The sequence below is a fragment of the Ruegeria sp. YTSA219 genome (genome assembly GCF_059609985.1).
The window spans coordinates 63,062-82,241 of the sequence record NZ_JBXWMT010000008.1; the positions used below are offsets into that span (position 1 = coordinate 63,062).

At 59.2% G+C, this 19,180-nt stretch carries 19 protein-coding genes; 9 read left to right on the forward strand and 10 right to left on the reverse strand.

What is annotated here, in order from left to right:
* Genes AC2FFB_RS12640 through AC2FFB_RS12650 form a run of 3 tightly spaced genes read left to right on the forward strand, consistent with a single transcriptional unit; the run spans position 1 to position 4,432 of the window.
* Entirely contained in the window at positions 1-2,814 is a 2,814-nt protein-coding gene (locus tag AC2FFB_RS12640) for a molybdopterin oxidoreductase family protein (protein ID WP_496874981.1), read from the forward strand.
* Positions 2,811-3,560, forward strand: coding sequence for a 4Fe-4S dicluster domain-containing protein (locus tag AC2FFB_RS12645; protein WP_142637011.1), 750 nt, complete (start codon positions 2,811-2,813; stop codon positions 3,558-3,560). Before AC2FFB_RS12640 ends, AC2FFB_RS12645 begins: the two co-directional genes overlap by 4 nt.
* A complete protein-coding gene (locus tag AC2FFB_RS12650; RefSeq protein ID WP_496874982.1) occupies positions 3,560-4,432 on the forward strand; it encodes a dimethyl sulfoxide reductase anchor subunit family protein in 873 nt (290 codons plus the stop codon). Before AC2FFB_RS12645 ends, AC2FFB_RS12650 begins: the two co-directional genes overlap by 1 nt.
* A 7-nt stretch (positions 4,433-4,439) precedes the next feature.
* On the opposite strand, the gene dapA is transcribed toward AC2FFB_RS12650, so the two are convergent.
* The gene (gene dapA, locus AC2FFB_RS12655) at positions 4,440-5,312 is read right to left on the reverse strand and encodes a 4-hydroxy-tetrahydrodipicolinate synthase (protein ID WP_496692491.1); all 873 of its coding nucleotides are present in this window, start codon (positions 5,310-5,312) and stop codon (positions 4,440-4,442) included.
* A gap of 133 nt (positions 5,313-5,445) precedes the next feature.
* Here dapA and AC2FFB_RS12660 point away from each other — a divergent pair, with 133 nt between their 5' ends.
* Positions 5,446-7,410: a lytic transglycosylase domain-containing protein gene (locus tag AC2FFB_RS12660; RefSeq protein WP_281995464.1), complete on the forward strand. Its 1,965-nt coding sequence runs from the start codon at positions 5,446-5,448 to the stop codon at positions 7,408-7,410.
* Here the strand turns inward: AC2FFB_RS12660 and AC2FFB_RS12665 are convergent.
* Together AC2FFB_RS12665 and mnmC2 are read right to left on the reverse strand one after the other, a co-directional pair.
* A complete protein-coding gene (locus tag AC2FFB_RS12665) occupies positions 7,384-8,253 on the reverse strand; it encodes a DMT family transporter (protein ID WP_496694151.1) in 870 nt (289 codons plus the stop codon). The two genes, AC2FFB_RS12660 and AC2FFB_RS12665, sit on opposite strands and share 27 nt — an antisense overlap.
* Positions 8,250-8,915 (reverse strand): tRNA (5-methylaminomethyl-2-thiouridine)(34)-methyltransferase MnmC2, encoded by a 666-nt coding sequence (mnmC2, locus tag AC2FFB_RS12670; protein ID WP_496874983.1) that lies wholly within the window; start codon positions 8,913-8,915, stop codon positions 8,250-8,252. Before mnmC2 ends, AC2FFB_RS12665 begins: the two co-directional genes overlap by 4 nt.
* A 49-nt stretch (positions 8,916-8,964) precedes the next feature.
* Here mnmC2 and AC2FFB_RS12675 point away from each other — a divergent pair, with 49 nt between their 5' ends.
* Together AC2FFB_RS12675 and AC2FFB_RS12680 are read left to right on the forward strand one after the other, a co-directional pair.
* Complete coding sequence (locus AC2FFB_RS12675) at positions 8,965-10,005, forward strand: NAD(P)/FAD-dependent oxidoreductase (RefSeq protein ID WP_496874984.1); 1,041 nt, start codon at positions 8,965-8,967, stop codon at positions 10,003-10,005.
* Positions 10,002-10,481, forward strand: coding sequence for a GNAT family N-acetyltransferase (locus AC2FFB_RS12680; RefSeq protein ID WP_271949719.1), 480 nt, complete (start codon positions 10,002-10,004; stop codon positions 10,479-10,481). The genes AC2FFB_RS12675 and AC2FFB_RS12680 overlap by 4 nt, the downstream gene beginning before the upstream one ends.
* Here AC2FFB_RS12680 and AC2FFB_RS12685 read toward each other — a convergent pair.
* The 4 genes from AC2FFB_RS12685 to AC2FFB_RS12700 all read right to left on the reverse strand — a co-directional run bounded on the left by AC2FFB_RS12685 (position 10,473) and on the right by AC2FFB_RS12700 (position 13,449).
* Positions 10,473-11,261 (reverse strand): HTD2 family dehydratase, encoded by a 789-nt coding sequence (locus tag AC2FFB_RS12685; RefSeq protein ID WP_496874985.1) that lies wholly within the window; start codon positions 11,259-11,261, stop codon positions 10,473-10,475. The two genes, AC2FFB_RS12680 and AC2FFB_RS12685, sit on opposite strands and share 9 nt — an antisense overlap.
* Positions 11,262-11,310: 49 nt before the next feature.
* Entirely contained in the window at positions 11,311-11,853 is a 543-nt protein-coding gene (locus AC2FFB_RS12690) for an NADPH-dependent FMN reductase (RefSeq protein WP_142637034.1), read from the reverse strand.
* Positions 11,854-11,967: 114 nt separating this feature from the next.
* The gene (locus AC2FFB_RS12695; protein ID WP_142637036.1) at positions 11,968-12,639 is read right to left on the reverse strand and encodes a YiaD family glycine zipper/OmpA-like lipoprotein; all 672 of its coding nucleotides are present in this window, start codon (positions 12,637-12,639) and stop codon (positions 11,968-11,970) included.
* Positions 12,640-12,756: 117 nt separating this feature from the next.
* A complete protein-coding gene (locus AC2FFB_RS12700) occupies positions 12,757-13,449 on the reverse strand; it encodes a helix-turn-helix transcriptional regulator (protein ID WP_271949714.1) in 693 nt (230 codons plus the stop codon).
* A 103-nt stretch (positions 13,450-13,552) separates the two neighbouring features.
* Here AC2FFB_RS12700 and AC2FFB_RS12705 point away from each other — a divergent pair, with 103 nt between their 5' ends.
* Entirely contained in the window at positions 13,553-13,738 is a 186-nt protein-coding gene (locus AC2FFB_RS12705; protein WP_142637040.1) for a hypothetical protein, read from the forward strand.
* A gap of 2 nt (positions 13,739-13,740) precedes the next feature.
* Here the strand turns inward: AC2FFB_RS12705 and AC2FFB_RS12710 are convergent, their stop codons facing one another.
* Positions 13,741-14,424 (reverse strand): RluA family pseudouridine synthase, encoded by a 684-nt coding sequence (locus AC2FFB_RS12710; RefSeq protein ID WP_496708162.1) that lies wholly within the window; start codon positions 14,422-14,424, stop codon positions 13,741-13,743.
* 60 nt (positions 14,425-14,484) lie between these two features.
* Between AC2FFB_RS12710 and AC2FFB_RS12715 the strand changes: the two genes are divergently transcribed.
* Together AC2FFB_RS12715 and AC2FFB_RS12720 are read left to right on the forward strand one after the other, a co-directional pair.
* On the forward strand, positions 14,485-14,895 hold the full coding sequence (locus AC2FFB_RS12715; RefSeq protein ID WP_496874986.1) for a nuclear transport factor 2 family protein: 411 nt from the start codon (positions 14,485-14,487) through the stop codon (positions 14,893-14,895).
* Complete coding sequence (locus AC2FFB_RS12720) at positions 14,892-15,608, forward strand: SGNH/GDSL hydrolase family protein (protein ID WP_496874987.1); 717 nt, start codon at positions 14,892-14,894, stop codon at positions 15,606-15,608. The genes AC2FFB_RS12715 and AC2FFB_RS12720 overlap by 4 nt, the downstream gene beginning before the upstream one ends.
* Here AC2FFB_RS12720 and rarD read toward each other — a convergent pair.
* Together rarD and AC2FFB_RS12730 are read right to left on the reverse strand one after the other, a co-directional pair.
* Positions 15,599-16,501, reverse strand: a complete 903-nt coding sequence (gene rarD, locus AC2FFB_RS12725) for an EamA family transporter RarD (RefSeq protein WP_496874988.1) — start codon at positions 16,499-16,501, stop codon at positions 15,599-15,601. The two genes, AC2FFB_RS12720 and rarD, sit on opposite strands and share 10 nt — an antisense overlap.
* Before the next feature lie 142 nt (positions 16,502-16,643).
* Positions 16,644-19,097 carry a GcvT family protein gene (locus tag AC2FFB_RS12730; protein WP_496874989.1) on the reverse strand — a complete coding sequence of 818 codons (2,454 nt, stop codon included), beginning with the start codon at positions 19,095-19,097 and terminating at the stop codon, positions 16,644-16,646.
* Positions 19,098-19,180 lie beyond the last annotated feature (83 nt).

Genomic DNA, 19,180 nt, shown 5'->3' on the forward strand with positions numbered 1-19,180 from the left:
ATGAACCAGCCAGTGATTGACACCTCGCCCAAAGTCTCGGACGAGATCCGGCAGACCACCTGTTACATGTGCGCCTGCCGCTGTGGCATCAACGTTCACATGAAAGACGGCAAGGTCGCCTATATCGAGGGCAACCGAGACCACCCAGTGAACAAAGGCGTTCTGTGCGCCAAAGGGTCCGCGGGCATTATGCAGGTCAACGCGCCGTCGCGCTTACGTAAACCGCTGCGCCGTGTCGGCCCGCGCGGATCGGGCGAGTTCCGCGAGATCGAATGGGACGAGGCAATCAGCACCGCCGTCGGCTGGATGAACGAGTTGCACGAAACCGCACCGCACAAGCTGGCCTTCTTTACCGGACGCGACCAAAGCCAAAGCTTCACCAGCTTCTGGGCACAGAATTTTGGAACCCCAAACTATGCCGCCCATGGCGGGTTCTGTTCCGTCAACATGGCAGCAGGGGGCATCTATACGATGGGCGGTGCGTTTTGGGAGTTTGGCCAGCCCGACTGGGACCACACCAAACTGTTCATGCTGTTCGGCGTGGCCGAAGACCACGACAGCAACCCGATCAAGATGGGGATCGGCAAGATCAAGGCACGCGGCGCACGGGTGATCGGTGTGAACCCGATCCGATCAGGCTATAACGCTGTGGCCGATGACTGGGTCGGGATCACCCCCGGCACCGATGGGTTATTCATCCTATCGCTGATCCATGTGTTGATGAAGGCGGGCAAGATCGACCTGGATTACCTCAGCCGTTATACCAACGCGCCTGTTCTGGTGAACGCATCCGAAGGCCCCGAGAAGGGTCTGTTCTTGCGCGATAGTGACGGCAAACCGCTGGTGATCGACCGGGCCACAGGCGAACTCACTGCGTTCGACAAGCCGGGCGTGCGCCCGGACTTGTCGGCTACTTACGAAAAGGACGGCGTCACCCATCGCCCGGTTTTCCACCTGATGGCCGAGAAATACCTAAGCGACGAGCACGCCCCTGAGGCCGTGGCTGACCGCTGTGGCATCCCGGCCAGTCGCATTCGCGCCATCGCGGCGGAAATCGCCCGCGTCGCCTTTGACGAGGCGATCGAGTTGGATCAGGAATGGACCGATTTCCGCGGCGAATCCCATGCTAAGATGATCGGTCGCCCGGTCAGCTTCCACGCCATGCGTGGCATCTCGGCCCATGCCAACGGGTTCCAGACCTGCCGCGCGCTGCACGTGCTGCAGATCATCCTCGGCACGGTCGAAGTTCCGGGCGGTTTCCGCTTCAAACCGCCCTATCCCAAACCAGTCGAGGCGCACCCTACCCCGCATGGCGACCGCCGCCCCGGCAGACCCCTGGAAGGCCCCCATCTAGGCTTCCCCCGCGGGCCCGAAGACCTGTTGCTGGACGACTGCGGCACTCCCCAACGGATCGACAAAGCATTCACATGGGAAAACCCGATGTCAGCCCATGGGCTGATGCATATGGTAATCTCAAACGCCGCCGCCGGTGATCCCTACAAGATCGACACGCTGTTCATGTATATGGCGAATATGTCGTGGAACTCCTCCATGAACACTAAAGGTGTGATGGAGATGCTGACCGCCAAGACCGAAGACGGCAAATACGTCATCCCAAACATCATCTATTCCGATGCCTATTCCTCGGAAATGGTGGCCTATGCCGACTTGATCCTGCCCGACACCACCTATCTTGAACGGCACGACTGTATCTCGCTGCTCGACCGCCCGATCTGCGAGGCAGACGCCGCCGCCGACGCAATCCGCTGGCCGGTGATCGAGCCCGACCGCGACGTGCGAGGCTTTCAGTCGGTGCTGGTGGAACTGGCCAACCGCATGAGCTTGCCAGGCTTTACCAACGAAGACGGTACGCCGAAGTGGAAAGACTACGCTGACTATATCGTTAACCATCAGCGAAAACCCGGTATTGGCCCGCTGGCCGGGTTTCGAGGCGAAAATGGCGACAAAGAAGGTCGTGGCGAGGTCAACCCCGACCAGCTAAATCGCTACATCGAAAATGGCGGCTTCTACGTCGCGCATATCCCCGAAGGGGCGGATTACTACAAACCCTGGAACGCTGCCTATCAGGATTGGGCAGTGGGGATGGGTATCTACGACAGCCCGCAACCCTATCTGTTCCAGCTCTATTCAGAACCGATGCGCAAGTTCCAACTGGCCGCCGAAGGCCACGGGGACCGGCAACCGCCGGAAAATCTGCGCCAGCGCCTCAAGGACACCATGGACCCGCTGCCGATCTGGTACGAAACCGATCAGCAGGGCAATGAAGGTTTCACAATCAATGCCCTGACTCAGCGCCCGATGGCGATGTATCACTCATGGGGCACCCAAAACGCCTGGCTGCGCCAGCTACACGGGCGCAACCCGCTTTATGTGCCAACCAACCTGATGCGCGAACACGGGATGCAGGACGGCGACTGGGCCAAAGTGACGTCTCCGCACGGGGAAATTACTGTTCCGGTCATGGAGATGGCCGCGCTGAATGAAAATACTGTCTGGACTTGGAATGCCATCGGCAAACGCAAAGGTGCTTGGGCCCTGCAGGAAGACGCACCAGAGGCCACCAAAGGCTTTTTGCTGAACCACCTGATCCACGAACTGCTGCCGTCAAAAGGCGATGGAATGCGCTGGGCCAATTCTGATCCGATTACAGGTCAGGCGGCTTGGTTCGACCTGAAGGTCAGGATCGAAAAGGCGGCGCCACCTTCGGATGCAGAAAGCCAGCCCGAATTCAAACCGATCAAATCACCGGTCGGCACCGGACCAAAAGATCTGGCGTGGAAGGTAGGAAAATGACCCAGCTCCCCCAATCCACAGACAAGAAAATGGGTCTGGTCATCGACCTGGACACCTGTGTCGGCTGCCATGCCTGTGTGATATCCTGCAAAGGCTGGAACACCGAAAACTACGGGGCGCCCCTGTCGGATCAGGACGCTTATGGCGGCAACCCGTCCGGCACCTTCCTAAACCGGGTACATTCCTACGAGGTCCAACCCGAACAGGGTCACGCCCAGCTGATCCACTTCCCCAAATCCTGCCTCCATTGCGAGGACGCGCCCTGCGTCACCGTCTGCCCCACCGGGGCCAGCTATAAGCGGGTCGAGGACGGTATCGTATTGGTCAATGAAAGCGACTGTATCGGCTGCGGGCTTTGCGCCTGGTCCTGCCCTTACGGCGCGCGTGAGATGGATATGGCCGAGGGCGTGATGAAGAAATGCACCCTCTGCGTGGATCGCATCTATAACGAGAACATACCCGAAGTGGACCGCGTGCCATCCTGTGTGCGGACCTGCCCCGCCGGAGCCCGCCATTTCGGTGATCTGGGCGACGCAGATAGCGATGTCAGCAAATTGGTCGCCGAACGTGGTGGCATGGATCTGATGCCTGAAATGGGCACCAAGCCCGTTAACAAATACCTGCCACCTCGCCCTAAAGATCAGATCGAGGACCAGGTCGACATTCTCGCGCCCCTTCTGGCCCCGGTAGCCGAAGAGCCCAAGGGCTTTCTGGGTTGGCTCGACAAGACACTGGAGAAGCTCTGATGCATCCGGCCCCATCTGTCATTATCTTCACTACCTTGTCCGGTCTGGGCTTTGGGCTGCTGTTTTTTCTGGGCCTTGGGATGCCGGATGTCACCGGGTGGGTGGCCTTCGTATTCTATGCCATGGCCTTTGGCCTGTCGGTGGGCGGGCTGATGGCCTCGACCTTTCACCTGGGCCATCCTGAACGTGCGTGGAAAGCATTCACCCAATGGCGGTCAAGCTGGCTCAGCCGTGAGGGTTGGTGCGCAGTGATCGCCTTGATTCTTCTGGGCTTCTACGCGCTGGGCGCCGTCTTCTTTGGACAGCGTTGGGGTGTTCTGGGCGTCCTTGGCGCGTTGTTTTCGCTGGCAACAGTTTTCACCACCTCAATGATCTACACCCAGCTCAAGACAATCCCACGTTGGAACATGAAACTGACACCAATCATGTTTCTGAGCTTCAGCCTTGCCGGTGGCTCGCTTCTGGCCGGTCAGGTCAGCCTTGCCGTCCCTCTGTTGGTGGTCGCTGCCGTTGCGCAGGCATTTTACTGGTGGCAAGGGGATAAGGCATTTGCGAACTCAGGAACAAACCTTGGCACCGCTACGGGTTTGGGGCAGCGCGGGGCAGTGCGTGCGTTTGAGCCTCCACATACAGGTACAAACTATCTTCTGCGCGAATTTGTCCACGTGGTTGGCAGGAAACATGTGGACAAATTGCGGGTCATCTCGTTTGTGCTGGCCTTCCTATTGCCGGTCATCCTGCTGATCCTGCCGTTCAACCACTTCTTCGCTCTTCTGGCTGCGCTGTCGCATGTGGCCGGCGTTGCAGTTTCGCGTTGGCTGTTCTTTGCGCAGGCCGAGCATGTCGTGGGTCTGTATTACGGCAAACGGTAAAGAAGGGTTACAGCAGACCTGCGTGGTTCATGGCTGCGTCAATGGCTGATTTGGTGCTGTCGTCCAACGTGGTCAGCGGCGAGCGAACTTCTTCGCTGCACAAGCCCAGCTTGCTGAGGGCGTATTTGGCCCCGACCAGACCGGGTTCGATAAAGATCGCCTCATGCAGAGGCATCAGGCGGTCCTGATAAGTCAGCGCTTTGGCATAATCCCCCTGCAGGGTGGCCTGCTGGAATTCGGCACATAGCTTGGGCGCAACATTCGCCGTGACCGAGATACAGCCCACACCACCATGCGCATTGAAACCCAGCGCCGTGGCGTCTTCGCCCGACAGTTGGCAAAACTCAGGCCCGCAAGAGGCGCGCTGTTGGCTGACACGCCCCAAATCTCCGGTTGCGTCTTTAACCCCAACGATCCTCGGCAACTCGGCCAGCTCACCCATCGTCTGGGGCGTCATGTCGATGACGGAACGGCCTGGAATGTTGTAGATGATGATCGGAATATCAGAACAATCATGTAGTGTGCGGAAATGCTGAATTAGGCCCTTCTGGGTCGGCTTGTTGTAATACGGGGTCACCACCAGAGCGGCATTCGCGCCGACTTGCTGCGCAAATTGAACGAATCGGATCGCCTCGACAGTGTTGTTCGAGCCCGCACCAGCGATCACCGGGACACGACCGGCTGCGGCATTGACAACTTCTGCCACCACCGTTTCGTGTTCTTCATGGCTTAGGGTTGGGCTTTCACCGGTGGTCCCCACCGGCACCAAACCGGTCGAGCCTTCCTGAATTTGCCATTCCACCAAACGTTTGAGCGTGCCCAGATCCAACTCGCCATTCGAAAACGGGGTAACGAGGGCTGGCATCGAGCCTTTGAACATGACACGCTCCTTGCTGTGCGGTTAGCAATTTTTGCGCCTTGGGCAATCACATTCCTAGCAATGTGTGTTGATCCCGCCGGCGCAAGGTTTATCCTAAATGGCTCTATCCTTGGTTGGTTGGGAAATGCAAGGCATGACACGCGTTCTGGCGCTTTTGACAGCGGTGATTCTGGCATCCTTCGGGCCGGCCCAAGCCGACTCGGTGGGCGATCTGCGCGCTGGCATGTATGAAATGCGAAAGGGCGATTGGAACGCAGCGCTGCAAGAGGCAGGCCCGCGCGGATCTGTGTCACGTGACATCATCGTATGGCATTGGCTGCGCGAGGGGTTCGGAAGCTCGGGCGATGTGCTGGTATTTCTGAACCGCAGGCCGGATTGGCCGGGGCTGGCATGGTTACGGCGCGAAAGCGAACCCGCCTTTACCGGGGCGGACCCGGACCGGGTGTTGAAATTCTACGCCGGCACTGCCCCGCAAACGGCGGAAGGGGCGCTGAATTTCGCCGTAGCGCTGAAGGCTAAAGGGCGGCAGGGTGATGCGCAGGCGGATATCGTTACCGCCTGGCGTACGATGCCGATGGGATCGGGCCTGCAGAAAGACTATATCGAGAACTTTGAAACATTGCTGAAACCCCACCACGCGGCGCGGCTAGACCGGATGCTGTGGGACGGTCATCTGATCAGCGCAGGACAAATGCTGCCATTGGTGAATGACGATCAGCGCAAGCTGGCCGAGGCGCGGATTGCATTGCAAAAACGTGCGCCGGGTGTTGATGCCAAAGTAGGGGCGGTTCCCGATTCCGTGGCCGGATCGGCGGGGCTTGCCTTTGACCGCTTTGTCTGGCGAGACAAAAAGGAACTGGATGACAGTGCGATTGATCTGATGCTGGCGCGGTCATCCAGCCCGGATGCTCTGGGCGAGCCAGACAAATGGGCCGAGGGCCGTCGCCGGTTGGCCCGGCTTGAGATGCGCAACGGTGATATGAGCCGCGCATACAAGATTGCCTCTAGTCACCATATGACGCCGGACATGGGCTATGCCTATGCCGATCTCGAATGGCTTTCCGGATTCCTTGCCCTGCGTCGGTTGAATGATCCGGCAACGGCTGTGCGGCATTTCCAGAACTTCTCGGGCGCGGTGCAGTCACCGATTTCCAAGGGACGCGGCGGGTATTGGCTGGGTCGGGCCTATGCCGCGCAGGGGGATGCGGAAAAGGCTTATGAGGCCTATGCCATGGGTGCTGATCACCAGACCTCGTTCTACGGGCTTCTTGCCGCCGAACGGATAGGGCGCCCTTTCGACAGCGATCTGGCAAACCCGCGAAGGGCACCGCACTGGAAACAAGCGGAATTTGCCGATTCCAGCGTTCTGGAAGCGGGGCTATTGCTGTTGCGCGCAGGTGAGGCAAACCTATCCGAGCGGTTCCTGACCCATCTGGTTGAGGGGCTCGACCCCGTTCAGGCAAGCCAACTGGGCGATCTGGTCATCGAACTGAACGAACCACATCTGGCGGTGATGATCGCCAAGCGCGCCGCGACCACCGGCGTTGTCCTGCCCGCCGCGTATTACCCGGTTCATCCCGTGGCAGATCTGGGCCTGCCCATGGCCAAAGAAATGACGCTAGCAATCGCCCGGCGCGAAAGCGAGTTTGACCCGGTTGTCATCAGCGGCGCGGGCGCGCGCGGGCTTATGCAGGTGATGCCCGCGACGGCAAAAGTTGTGGCCCGGAACATGGGCATTCTAAGCAGCCACCAAACCGGAAAACTGACTTCGGACTGGCGATATAACGCCAAATTGGGGGCGAATTACCTGTCCGAGCTGGCAGCAGAATTCAACGGCAATGTGGTGATGATGGCTGCGGGGTATAATGCCGGGCCGGGCAGGCCGATCTCGTGGATGAAACGCAATGGCGACCCGCGCCGGGGTGAGGCCGATATCGTCGACTGGATCGAATTCATACCCTTTAGCGAGACCCGCAACTATGTCATGCGCGTCGCCGAAAGCCTGCCTGTGTATCGCGCACGGTTGGGGCAGCAGGCGTTGCCGGTGCCATTTTCCGAAGAACTGATCGGGTCAACTCTGGCGTCGTTCGCGCCATAAGGTGAACAGTCCGGCGGCAATAACCAATGTGGCCCCTGCAACAACCGCGGGTCGCAAGCTTTCACCAAAGACCGAGATTCCCAGAATGGCGCTCCACATCAGGTGAAAATAGGCAAAGGGCTGCACGGCGCTGGCCTCGGCCATTTCGTAGCACTTAATCAACAACCAATGTCCCAGAACTCCGGTCAGGCAGAGCAGGCCCATCCAAAGCCAGTCACCGCCCTGCATAGGCTCCCAAAACCACACGCCCACGGCCGTCATGGCAACCGCCCCGGCGATGCCGGTCCAGAAAAAACTGGTGGCGGTAGTGTCGCGCCGCGCCGCATAGCGGGTCAGCAGGCCATAGACGGCAAACATCAGGGCCGAGATCAACGGGATCACCGCCCACGGATTGAACACTCCCACCCCGGGCTGCAAAATGATCAGAACACCAATACATCCCACGCCGATGGCTGACCACCGACGCCAGCCGACCTTCTCGCCCAGAACGGGTCCGCTGAGCGCCGCCACCAGCAGCGGATAGCAGATGAAAACGGCCTGGCTTTCAATCAGGCCCAGGATGGTAAAGGCATAAACCGCGACGCAGATCTCTCCGGCCAGAAGCACCCCGCGCAGGATCTGCAGCCCAAGCTGGTTGGTGCGGGCCGTGGCCGCGATACCGCCGGGTGCGCGCAGCGCCTGAGCGACGACAAACGCAGCGAAGAACCAATAGCGGATCATCACGACCATATAGGTGTTATAAGTCCCGGCCAGATGGCGCGAGATACCGTCCTGCAGCGCAAACACCACGGTAGCCGCGATCATCAGCGCGATACCGGCGCGGGTGTTGTTCTGTTGGGTCATGGCTTGACCGCCCGAGTCATGTGGCGCTTGCGCCCATAGCCCGGTGCGCGGGTGACGGTGAACCCTACGTCCTCGAGCCCGCGCCGGACGAACCCGGCGGCGGTATAGGTAGCCGCAGAGCCATTGAGCGCCGTGTGATCGGATACCTGCTGCATCAGCTCTGCGTCCCAAAGTTCGGGGTTCTTGGCCGGAGAGAACCCGTCCAGAAACCAGGCATCGGCCTGCCCCGACCATGCGGACAGGGTGGACCGCGCGTCGCCCTCGATAACCTCAAGCTGCAGGGTGCCCAGATCGCAGGTACCGCCCTGCCATTGGGACAGGAACCGGTCGGCCCAAGGGGACAACTCAGGAAAGGCGGCCAGAGCACGCGTCATGTCGTCTGGCGCCATTGGATAGGCTTCGAAACTGGTGAATGTCAGCGGGGTCGTTTGGCCAGCCTTTTCCCATTCGGACCAGACAGTCAGCAAGTTCAGGCCGGTGCCAAAACCAAGCTCGGCAATATGAAACCCCGGCGCAAACCGCGCGGGCAGGTCATTGCCCGCCAAAAACACATGCCGCGTCTCCTCCAGCCCGTTCTGCAACGAGAAATAGGGGTCGTCGAAACGGTCTGAGACAGGTATCTGCCCGTCTTTCCAGGTCAGTTCGGCGCGCTGGTCTGCCATCGGGGAATCCTGTAGCTAAGCGGCGCGACACTGAACAAGGAAAAGGGGAATGGCAATGGTCGATGTGACGGTGCGAGGCGCGGGCATTTTTGGCCTTTCGATCGCCTGGGCCTGCGCTAGACGCGGCGCAAAAGTTCAGGTCATAGATCCTTTTGGCCCCGGTGCCGGGTCCAGCGGCGGCCTTGTCGGGGCTTTGGCCCCGCATGTGCCCGAGAACTGGAATGCCAAGAAAGCTTTTCAATTCGAAAGCCTGATCATGGCCGAACCCTTCTGGAAACAGGTTGAGGCGACCGGAGGCGTCTCAGCCGGATATGCCCGGTTGGGTAGGCTGCAGCCCATCGCAGATAGCCGCACGCTGGATCTGGCCCATGCACGTACGGTCACCGCCGCAGAGCTATGGCAGGGGCGGGCCGAATGGCGCGTTGTTGCAATGGATGAGGTCGGGTCGTGGTGTCCTCCCAGCCCTACCGGCTTTGTGATCCACGACACGCTTAGCGCCCGGATGCACCCAAGGCGGGCATGTTCTGCACTGGTTTCGGCGCTGGCGGTGATGGGGGTTGAGGTCAAAACCGATGCGGCCAATCAAGGGCATATCATTCACGCCACCGGGCTTTCTGGCTTGCTAGAACTGAACGACGCCTTTGGCAAAACGGTCGGCAATGGCGTCAAGGGACAGGCGGCTTTGCTGCGGTTCGATGCCGGGGACGTCTCCCAGCTGTTTGCAGATGCCGTTCACATTGTCCCGCATGCAGATGGTACATTGGCCATCGGATCAACCTCGGAACGGGATTATGACAATCCGACCAGCACCGATGCGGCGCTGGATGATGTCCTGGACCGGGCCACACGGGCGGTTCCGGTCCTGCACGGTGCCGAAGTGATCGAACGCTGGGCCGGGATCCGACCCCGCAGCAAAAGCCGTGCGCCGATGTTGGGTGCGCATCCGCTGCACGCCGGAGAATTCATCGCGAATGGAGGGTTCAAGATCGGCTTTGGTATGGCGCCCAAAGTGGCAGAAGTCATGGCCGAACTGGTGCTTGAAGGACGCGATGAAATCCCCGCAGATTTTCAACCCGAGGCTTCTTTGTGACCTCCCTCGACGACACCCCAGTTCGCCTGCAACCGGACGATCCGATATTGCCACAGGTGTTACGCCTGATCCGCCACAGCTTTGCATTCATGGAGGGGCGTATAGACCCGCCCTCGTCAATGCATCGCCTGACCGAGGAAACGCTTAGGCAACAGGCCCGCGACCACGAGGTTTGGATCATAGGCAATCGCCCGGATGCGGTCGTCTTTTTGACACCCAAACAGGACTGTCTGTATCTGAGCAAACTGGCTGTGGACGAAACCCGACGTGGTCAGGGGCTGGCACAGCGTCTGGTCGATCTGGCATCCGCGCGGGCGGTTGAAATAGGTTTTGCGACGCTGGAACTGAAGGCACGGGTCGAATTGGTCGAAAACCATGCCTCCTTTGCCCGGATGGGCTTTGTCAAAACGGCGGAAACGGCGCATCCCGGGTTCACCCGGGCGACCTCGATTACCATGCAGAAACATTTAGGCTGAGGCTTCGGCAATCATACATTGGCGCCCGTCTGCCGCACGCACCCACAGGGTATTGCCCCTCCGGCACAGGCTCGCAGTTTCGAAATGCATCAATGCCGAGGTTGCGCGGAAAGAAAACTGCGCCAATGGGCCCATCACATCTTCCGCAAACAACATCAGGTGCTGCGCCAAAAGCGGGCCATGCACGACCAGCCCGGCATATCCTTCGACATCACGGGCATAGTCGATGTCATAGTGAATGCGGTGTCCGTTAAATGTCAGGGCCGAGTAGCGAAACAGCATTGTGCTGTCGAAGGACAGCTCGCGATGTTCGGTTTCATCCTGCCTGGCCAGTGGTGCCGGAGGGGTGGCCGTATCTGCCGAGGGGTCTTGGCGGTAAACCAGATCCTGCCATTCGGTCAGGCGCAGCGCACCGCTCTGCCAAACCTCGTGGCGCAACGTGACAAAGCCCAAGGGGCCGGTGCGTCCCGATTTCGAACTCGAACTTTCACATAGCGATCGCCGTTCGGCTAACTGACCTGCTATCAGAGGCGCGAAAAACTCCAAGCGTCCGCCTGCCCACATTCTGCGGGGTAAGCCCATATCGGGGATCAGGCCCCCGACTTTGGGATGTCCGTCGCGCCCAAGTTGGCCGGGTGGCTGCGGAGTCCAGAAGTACAGGTGATGAAAGAACGGCGGCAACGCAGTGCCGCCCCTCACAGTTGCCTGTTTCCTAAGCGCCATCTGCAACGCGCCAGCACGGGCTGCGTCCATCACATCTGTCTGAATTTCCATCGACATAGCGCAAGATTAGGCGGCCTGCCCCATACGGGCAAGCAAACCGGCAGTTTCAGAAACCGGCCTCTGACCGCAAGTTCCTCATCAAGGTCCGAAGGGCGTTTTCATAGCGTTCGTTAACCAGCTTGCCCTGCGCGTCGAATTCGTTCGAACTGTCGGCCAGATGAATTTCCGGCCCTTGCAAGATGCGCGTCTGGAACGGAACCATATAGCTGCGCAGTATCATCTGTGCACGTTCCCCGCCGGCACGACCCGCAGCGGCAGACATCACCGCAACCGGCTTGTTCGCCCAGGGCTTATCCTTGGTGCGACTTACCCAATCCAGCGCATTCTTCAACACGCCGGACGGCGCTTTGTTATATTCCGGCGTCGAAATGATCACCGCATCCGCACGGGCGATCTGACCGGCCAAAACCTGAACGCCCTTGGGGATGCCCTCGCCTTCTTCAAGATCGCCGTCATAGAGCGGCAAGTTCAGGTCAGCCTCGATATGGGTGCCCGGCTCAAACAGCCGCGCCGCCTCGCGAAGCAGTTTTCGGTTGGTGGCATTTTGGCGCAGCGAACCTGACAGGCTCAGAAGGATCGGTTCGGACATAAAGGTCTCCGTTCAGGCGTTTTCCAGAAGGTAGCTCCTGATCACCGCCAGCCAAAGCCCACTTGACGCGCAGTCAATGTGCAAAAACGGGCACCTTGACGGTGCCCGGTCACATCAGGTGTTGCCGTTGGGGATGATTTCGATATCAACCCGACGATTCCGCGCCTTCCCTTCGGGTGTGAGATTCGAGGCCGCAGGTCGGTTCTCACCCAAACCGATGGTGCTGATACGGGCCCCGTTCACACCATTGGCTTGCAGAACATCCGCCACGGACCTAGCCCGACGCTCAGATAGGGCCTGATTATAAGAGGCTTCGCCATCACTATCCGTATGGCCAATGACCTGAACGGCCGAGTTGGGATATCTCACCAAATTCTGACCCACCCGGACCAAATCAGAACGCAATGCAGGCCGTACGGTCGAGCTGTCGGTGTCAAAGGTGATGTCGTTGGGGACGGTAACAATCAGGCGGTCGCCCGCGTTGACGATTGTGATGCCGTCATTTGCCAGCTGCTGGCGCAACTCAGCCGCCTGACGGTCCAGTTGATTGCCGATAAGGCCGCCACCTGCCGCACCGATTGCACCACCAGCCAGCGCACCCAAAAGCGGATCCGAGTCGTTCGCAATGGCCCCGACACCGGCACCAACCAACCCACCCAAAAGCGCACCCTGTTTGGTATTTTGATTGGGGTCCGAGGGCAAGTTCAGCGTTCCGGGGTCGGTGCAGCCCGCCAAGAACAAGGCCGAGCAAAGCCCAGCAGAAACAACAAGCTTGGAAATCGTCATGATATCACCTTCTGCTCAGAGGCCCGTTTGCCGGGTCCCATTATTTGGCACAGTATATCGCCCTGCCCCCCCGCAGGCTCAAGCAACAATCAGGTGATATCGGCGAATACCCGCCGTTCAATGGGCCTCGGCAGGGGAACCCCATTGGTTCTGCTCCTGCCAGATCTCCCGCAGCGGCTGCCCTTGGCCGCAGAAATGATCGTCAACCATTTCGCAGGCCCAGACGCGATCGGTCCGAAAATGGCGAAAACCGTTGCGCAATTCGCACCACGCAACCAGCATCGTGCACTCGATATGATAGATCAGGGCAACCGGACGGACGACCCGTTCGGAGCGAACGTCTTGCGAGCTGACATATGTGAGGCGAAGCTTGCGCTCGTCCCGGATGGCTTCGCGGTAATTCACGACCGGGATACAGCCCTTGGCCGGATCATCAACCGGAGCCCCCCAAGGCGCGACCTGCAACCAGTCGGGACTTGCGCGCAGGCCTTCTATTTTCCGGCAAATGCGTTTGGCGGCCTCTTGCAGGGTACTGTCGCCGGTCCGTGCCAGCATTGACAGACCGACCCAAAGCGCCTCGACCTCTTCAGCGTCGAAGTTCAGTGGTGGCAAGTCATAGCCCCGCCGCATCAGATACCCGACGCCGGCTTCGCCCTCGATCGGTGTGCGTTGGGCCTGCAGTGCCGCGATGTCGCGATACACCGTGCGCACCGAGACTTCGAGCTTTTGCGCCAGCATCTCAGCGGTAACCGGGGCGTCGGCGGCACGCAGAATCTGGATGATTTCAAACAGGCGGGACGAACGGCGCATGGCAAACTCCGGTTTCTCTGCTGACACCTTAGCACACCCCCCTGACAACGCGCTGTCAGGAGTGATGCGGGATGCTGGTTCAACAATTCACAGGAGATTACTGATGCCCAGCCTCGACAATCACGTAATGATGACACTGCAACTGGGACGCTGGTCCCAGGACCATACCCTGCGCGCCTTTGAAATCGAACGCGAGATCATGGCCAGCCGACAGCCCTGCGCCCCAAAGAAACGCACCAGACGGTTTTCGTTGGGCAATCTCAAGCTGCTTTGGACCAATCCCGCCTGAGCCTAGAACCCGGCCTTGGCGCGAAACTTCATCGACGTCCCGCTATCGGGGCTTTTCAGGCGCAATTCCTCGGAATGCAGCATGAGGCGCGGAAAGGCCCGTGCCTCACCTTTTGCATAGAACGGATCACCCAAAATCGGATGCCCTAGCGCCAGCATGTGAACCCGCAGCTGGTGCGAGCGCCCGGTTTTCGGGAACAGGCGTATGCGGGTGGTGTTGCCTTCGTATTTGACCACGCGCCAATCCGTCACCGCAGGTTTGCCGGTCTCATGACACACCATTTGCAGCGGCCTGTTGGGCCAATCCACAATCAACGGCAGATCAACGGCTCCGGTCTTTGCCTCGACCAGACCCCAGACCCGGGCGATATAGGTCTTGCGAGTTTGACGCTGTTCGAACTGCATGCTCAGATTGCGCTGAGCATGAGGGGTTTGGGCAAAAACCATCACGCCCGAAGTGTCGCGGTCCAACCTGTGTACAAGCAGGGCTTGCGGGAACGCCGCCTGCACACGGGTCAACAGACAATCGGCCAGATGCTCTCCGCGACCCGGTACGGACAAAAGCCCCGAGGGCTTGTTCACCACAATCAGATGCGCATCTTCGTGCAGCACATCCAGCGGTGTTTTCGGGGGATCGTAGGTCTCGCTCATGCGGGTCTGCCTATCGCAAGCGACAACCTCCCGCAACGTCGTGCTTGCCTGAACTGAATAGTTCAGCAAATCATGCGACAACTCGGAGGAGAAACAATGCACCCAACAATCGAACAACTCAAAGATGTCATCACAAAAGGCGATGACAGTCTGATTCACGAGTTTCTGGCCGAAGACGTGCGTTTTCTGCCGCCGACCTACTACAGCACCTGGGCCGGGCGCGAACCCGTGGCGGCTCTGCTAGGGCATGTGGGGCAGGTATTCTCGGACTTCAGCTATCGTCGGATCATGGGTGACGGCAAAGACTGGGCGCTGGAATTTCAGTGCAAGGTTGGTGATCTGGATGCGGTTGGTGTGGACTTGATCCGGCTGAATGATGAAGGCTTGATCGAAAAGTTCGAAGTGGTCATGCGCCCACTTAAAACTATTGCAGCCCTGCGCACCGAGATGATGGCACGCGTGGCAAAAGACCCTCGCTTTACCAATTTCAAGGACGCTTTGGGTTGACCAAGCCTTCCCGGATCGGAGCTGATCAGTTTCTGAGATTACCGCTGTTGCCACTATTGGCGGCACAGGGGATTTCAGTTCGACGAAAGGCGCGGTTCCTGCCCGAACCGACCGGGCCGCGCGAAGGCCGTGAAGGGCGCGGCCCGCGTTTGCGGTTGCTAATCGCAGGCGACAGCTCGGCAGCAGGTGTTGGCGCTGGCACCCAGGCGCAGGCTTTGTCCGGGCAGTTGGTCGCACAGCTAGCAAAAAGCCACAGTGTCGAATGGCGGCTCGAGGCTATGACAGGGCATACAACGCTGGATACACTGAAACGCCTTGACGGTCTGACAGATCAATTTGATGCCGCCATTACGGCGCTTGGCGTCAATGACGTCACCCGTGGCGTCACTAAAAAGCGGTTTGTCGAACACCAATCCCGTCTGATGCAACTGATCACCGACCAGCTTGGAGCCCGGCGTGTCATTGTAACGGCCGTTCCCCAGATGAGTCGGTTTCCCGCCTTGCCGCAACCGCTTGCCTGGGTGCTGGGGCGTCAGGCTGCCCGCCTGGACCAAGGCCTGCAACAGATTGCGACCGGCTTCCCGCAAATCCGCCATCTGTCCATTGATTTACCCGACGACCCGGCGCTGGCCGCCTCGGATGGCTATCATCCCAGCCCCAAAGCCTATGCGATCTGGGCGCAGAAGGCCGCCGAATTGCTGCGTCAGACCTGAGCGCGTATCTGCCGGATCATCGGGATCGAGTAGACCACAAGTGCGGCCCAGATCAGCGGAAACGCAATCATGCGGCCACGGTCAATCTGCTCTCCAAAAACCGCGATGGCAGTCACAAAAATCATGGTCGGCGCGATGTATTGCAGGATGCCCATCGTCGACAGGCGCACCAGTTTGGCACCATTGGCATAGATCAGCAACGGCACCGCGGTAACCACCCCTGCCCCGGCCAGCAGCATGGTGTCGGTTGCGACCAGCCCGAAATGCCCCGTCCCGTTGATCCCCAGCCAAGTCACATAAACCAATGCGGGGATCAGCAGGATCAGCACTTCCAGCAAGAACCCCTGATTTGGCCCGATGGGGAGTGAGCGTTTGAAGAAGGCGTAGAACCCCCAGCTGAACATAAGCCCCAACGCCGCCCAAGGCAGGCTTCCGGCCTCTACAACAAGAACCACCACCCCGGCTGCGGCCAACCCAACAGCAATCAGCTGCGTCCGGTTCAAAGGTTCGCGCAGCAGCACCGCGCCCAGCGCGATACTGAACAGCGGATTTATGTAATAGCCCAGCGCTGCGTCCAGCGCGTGCCCACTGGCTATGGCCCAGACATAGATCGCCCAGTTCACCGATATCAACGCAGCCGTCAGACAGGCCATGCCCAGCATCTTGGGATCGCGCAAAGCTGACTTCAGATCCCGCGTCCGCCCCAGTGCGATCAGCAACAGCCCGGCCAAAGGCACCGACCAGATGATACGATGCGCCACAATCTCAACCGGCGCGATATGGGCCATCGCCTTCATGTATATGGGCAAGAAGCCCCACAAAACATAGGCCGTTACCGCCAGAACAAGTCCTTTTGGCGTATCGGCATTCTGTGTGGGTGTTGCGTCAGCCATTGCGGATCTCCGGGAATACCGGTCGTCTTTACGGCAACCCGGACATACTTGGGAACCGCGAAAACTGTGAAGCAACCCATCAGGATATTTGATATGTGAGACCAGAACAAAGCCGGAGCGCCGCAGCGCTCCGACAATTTGATTACACTTTGACGCGTTCGGATTTCGGATCGTACATCGGTTTCAACGTCGCCTCGGCCTTTACCTTCACGCCGCACACGTCGATCTCATAGGTTGACCCCAGAACATCCGCCGCATTCTCACCCTCGCAGGGCACATAGCCCATACCGATAGCGCCACCCAAAGTATGACCATAATTGCCCGAGCTGAGATAGCCGACATATTCCCCGTCCCGCACGATCGGTTCATTATGGAACAACAGCGGTTCCGGGTCGGTCAGGCGGAACTGAACTAGGCGGCTTTTCGGCCCGCTTTCCTTGCGGGCAATCACTGCTTCGCGCCCGATAAAGTCACAGCCTTTGTCCACCTTGACCGCAAAACCAAGCCCGGCATCCACGACGTTGTCCTCGCACGTGATGTCATGACCAAAATGGCGAAAGCCCTTTTCGATCCGGCAACTGTCCATCATGTGCATGCCACAGAGTTTTAGGTCCATGTCCTGACCGGCCTCATGCAGCGTTTCGAACACATGGCCCGCCATATCGGCGGACATGTAGATCTCCCATCCCAGCTCGCCCACATAGGTCACCCGATGAGCGCGGGCCAGGCCCATGCCGATCTCGATCTCTTGTGCGGTGCCAAAGGGGTTGGTCGCGTTCGAGAAATCCGCCGGCGAGACCTTTTCCAGCAAAGCGCGCGCATTGGGGCCCATCACGGCCAAAACGCCTTCGCCAGCGGTGACATCGGTTATGACCACGTTGAAGCTACCCACATGGCGCATCATCCAGGTCTGATCCGCCAGCCGCGTCGCCGCCGGGGTCACGACCAGATAGGCGGTCTCGGTCAGACGGGTCACCGTCACATCCGCCTCGATCCCGCCGGTGCGGTTTAGGAACTGGGTATAGACGATCTTGCCGTTCGGCACCGAATAATCGCCGCCCCCAATATAGTTCATGAACGCCTCGGCATCCGGTCCTTCAACGCGAATCTTGCCAAAAGAAGACATGTCGTACATGCCCACATTCTCGCGCACCGCGCGGTGTTCAGCAGCTGAGTTCTCGAACCAATTCTGACGTTTCCAACTGTACTGGTATTCGCGCTCCTGCCCCGGATTTGCGTACCAGTTTGCACGCTCCCAGCCCGCCAGTTCACCAAACACCGCGCCCTGCTCTTTCAGATGGTGATGGAACGGGGTGCGCCGAACACCGCGCGCAGTGGCTTTCTGGCGATAGGGGTAGTGGTCGGCGTACAGCAGGCCCAGCGTCTCTTTCGAACGCTCAAACAGATATTGCTTATTGCCCTGAAACGGCTGCATCCGGCTGATATCCACATCGCCCAGATCAAACGGTTTCTCGCCGCTATCCATCCATTCCGCCAGCGCCATGCCCGCACCGCCCGCAGATTGAATGCCGATCGAGTTGAAGCCCGCCGCGACCCAGACATTGTCCATCTCGGGCGCGAGACCGAGGTGATAGGCATCGTCGGGGGTAAAGCTCTCTGGTCCATTGAAGAATGTATGAATCCCAGCCTCGGCCAACATCGGCATCCGGTTACACGCAGCTTCTAGAATGGGCTCAAAGTGGTCGAAATCCTCGGGCAGCTGGTCAAACTCAAAGCTCTCTGGGATGCCGTTCATCCCCCAGGGCTTGGCATTGGGCTCAAAAGCACCCAGCAGGATTTTGCCCGCATCTTCCTTGTAATAGGCGCATTCATCCGGCACCCGCAGAACCGGCAGTTGCGACAGTCCGTCAATGCCTTCGGTGACGATGTAGAAATGTTCGCAGGCGTGCAGCGGGACGTTCACACCGGCCATCCGGCCGACCTCATGCCCCCACATGCCGGCGCAGTTCACCACCATATCACATTCGATATGGCCCGAGCCGCTGCCGTCATCGGCAACCCAGTCCACGCCCGTCACGGTACGGCCCTGTTTGGTGATGTCGGTGACCTTCACCCGTTCCTTGGTAATGGCACCGCGTTGCCGTGCGCCCTTGGCCAGGGCCAGCGCGATATTGGCCGGGTCACCCTGCCCGTCCAGCGGAAGATAGACCGCGCCCTTGACGTCTTCGACATTCAGATGCGGATACATTTCCTTGACGCGCTCATTGGAAATCTCTTCGACCTCAACGCCAAAGGCACGTGCCATGGCAGCCAGGCGATAGATCTCTTCACGGCGTTCCTCAGTCAGTGCCACGGTAATCGATCCACAGCGTCTAAGCCCGGTGGACACGCCGGTTTCCTCTTCCAGCGCGCCGTAAAGCTCCTGCGTGTATTTTGCCAGTTTGGTCATGTTGGACGAGGCCCGCAGCTGAGCGATCAGACCCGCCGCATGCCATGTGGTGCCGCTGGTCAACTGCTTGCGTTCAAGCAGCACAACATCGCTCCAACCTTTCTTGGTCAGATGATAGGCAACCGAGCATCCGATGACGCCGCCGCCGATGATGACAACTCGGGCTTTGTTTGGAAGATCAACCATCCTGAGGTCTCCGCTGAATCAGGTTTTGGGCACGTTGCCATGGAAGATCGGCAATAAATGCACCAAAAGCGTCATGTTATAGG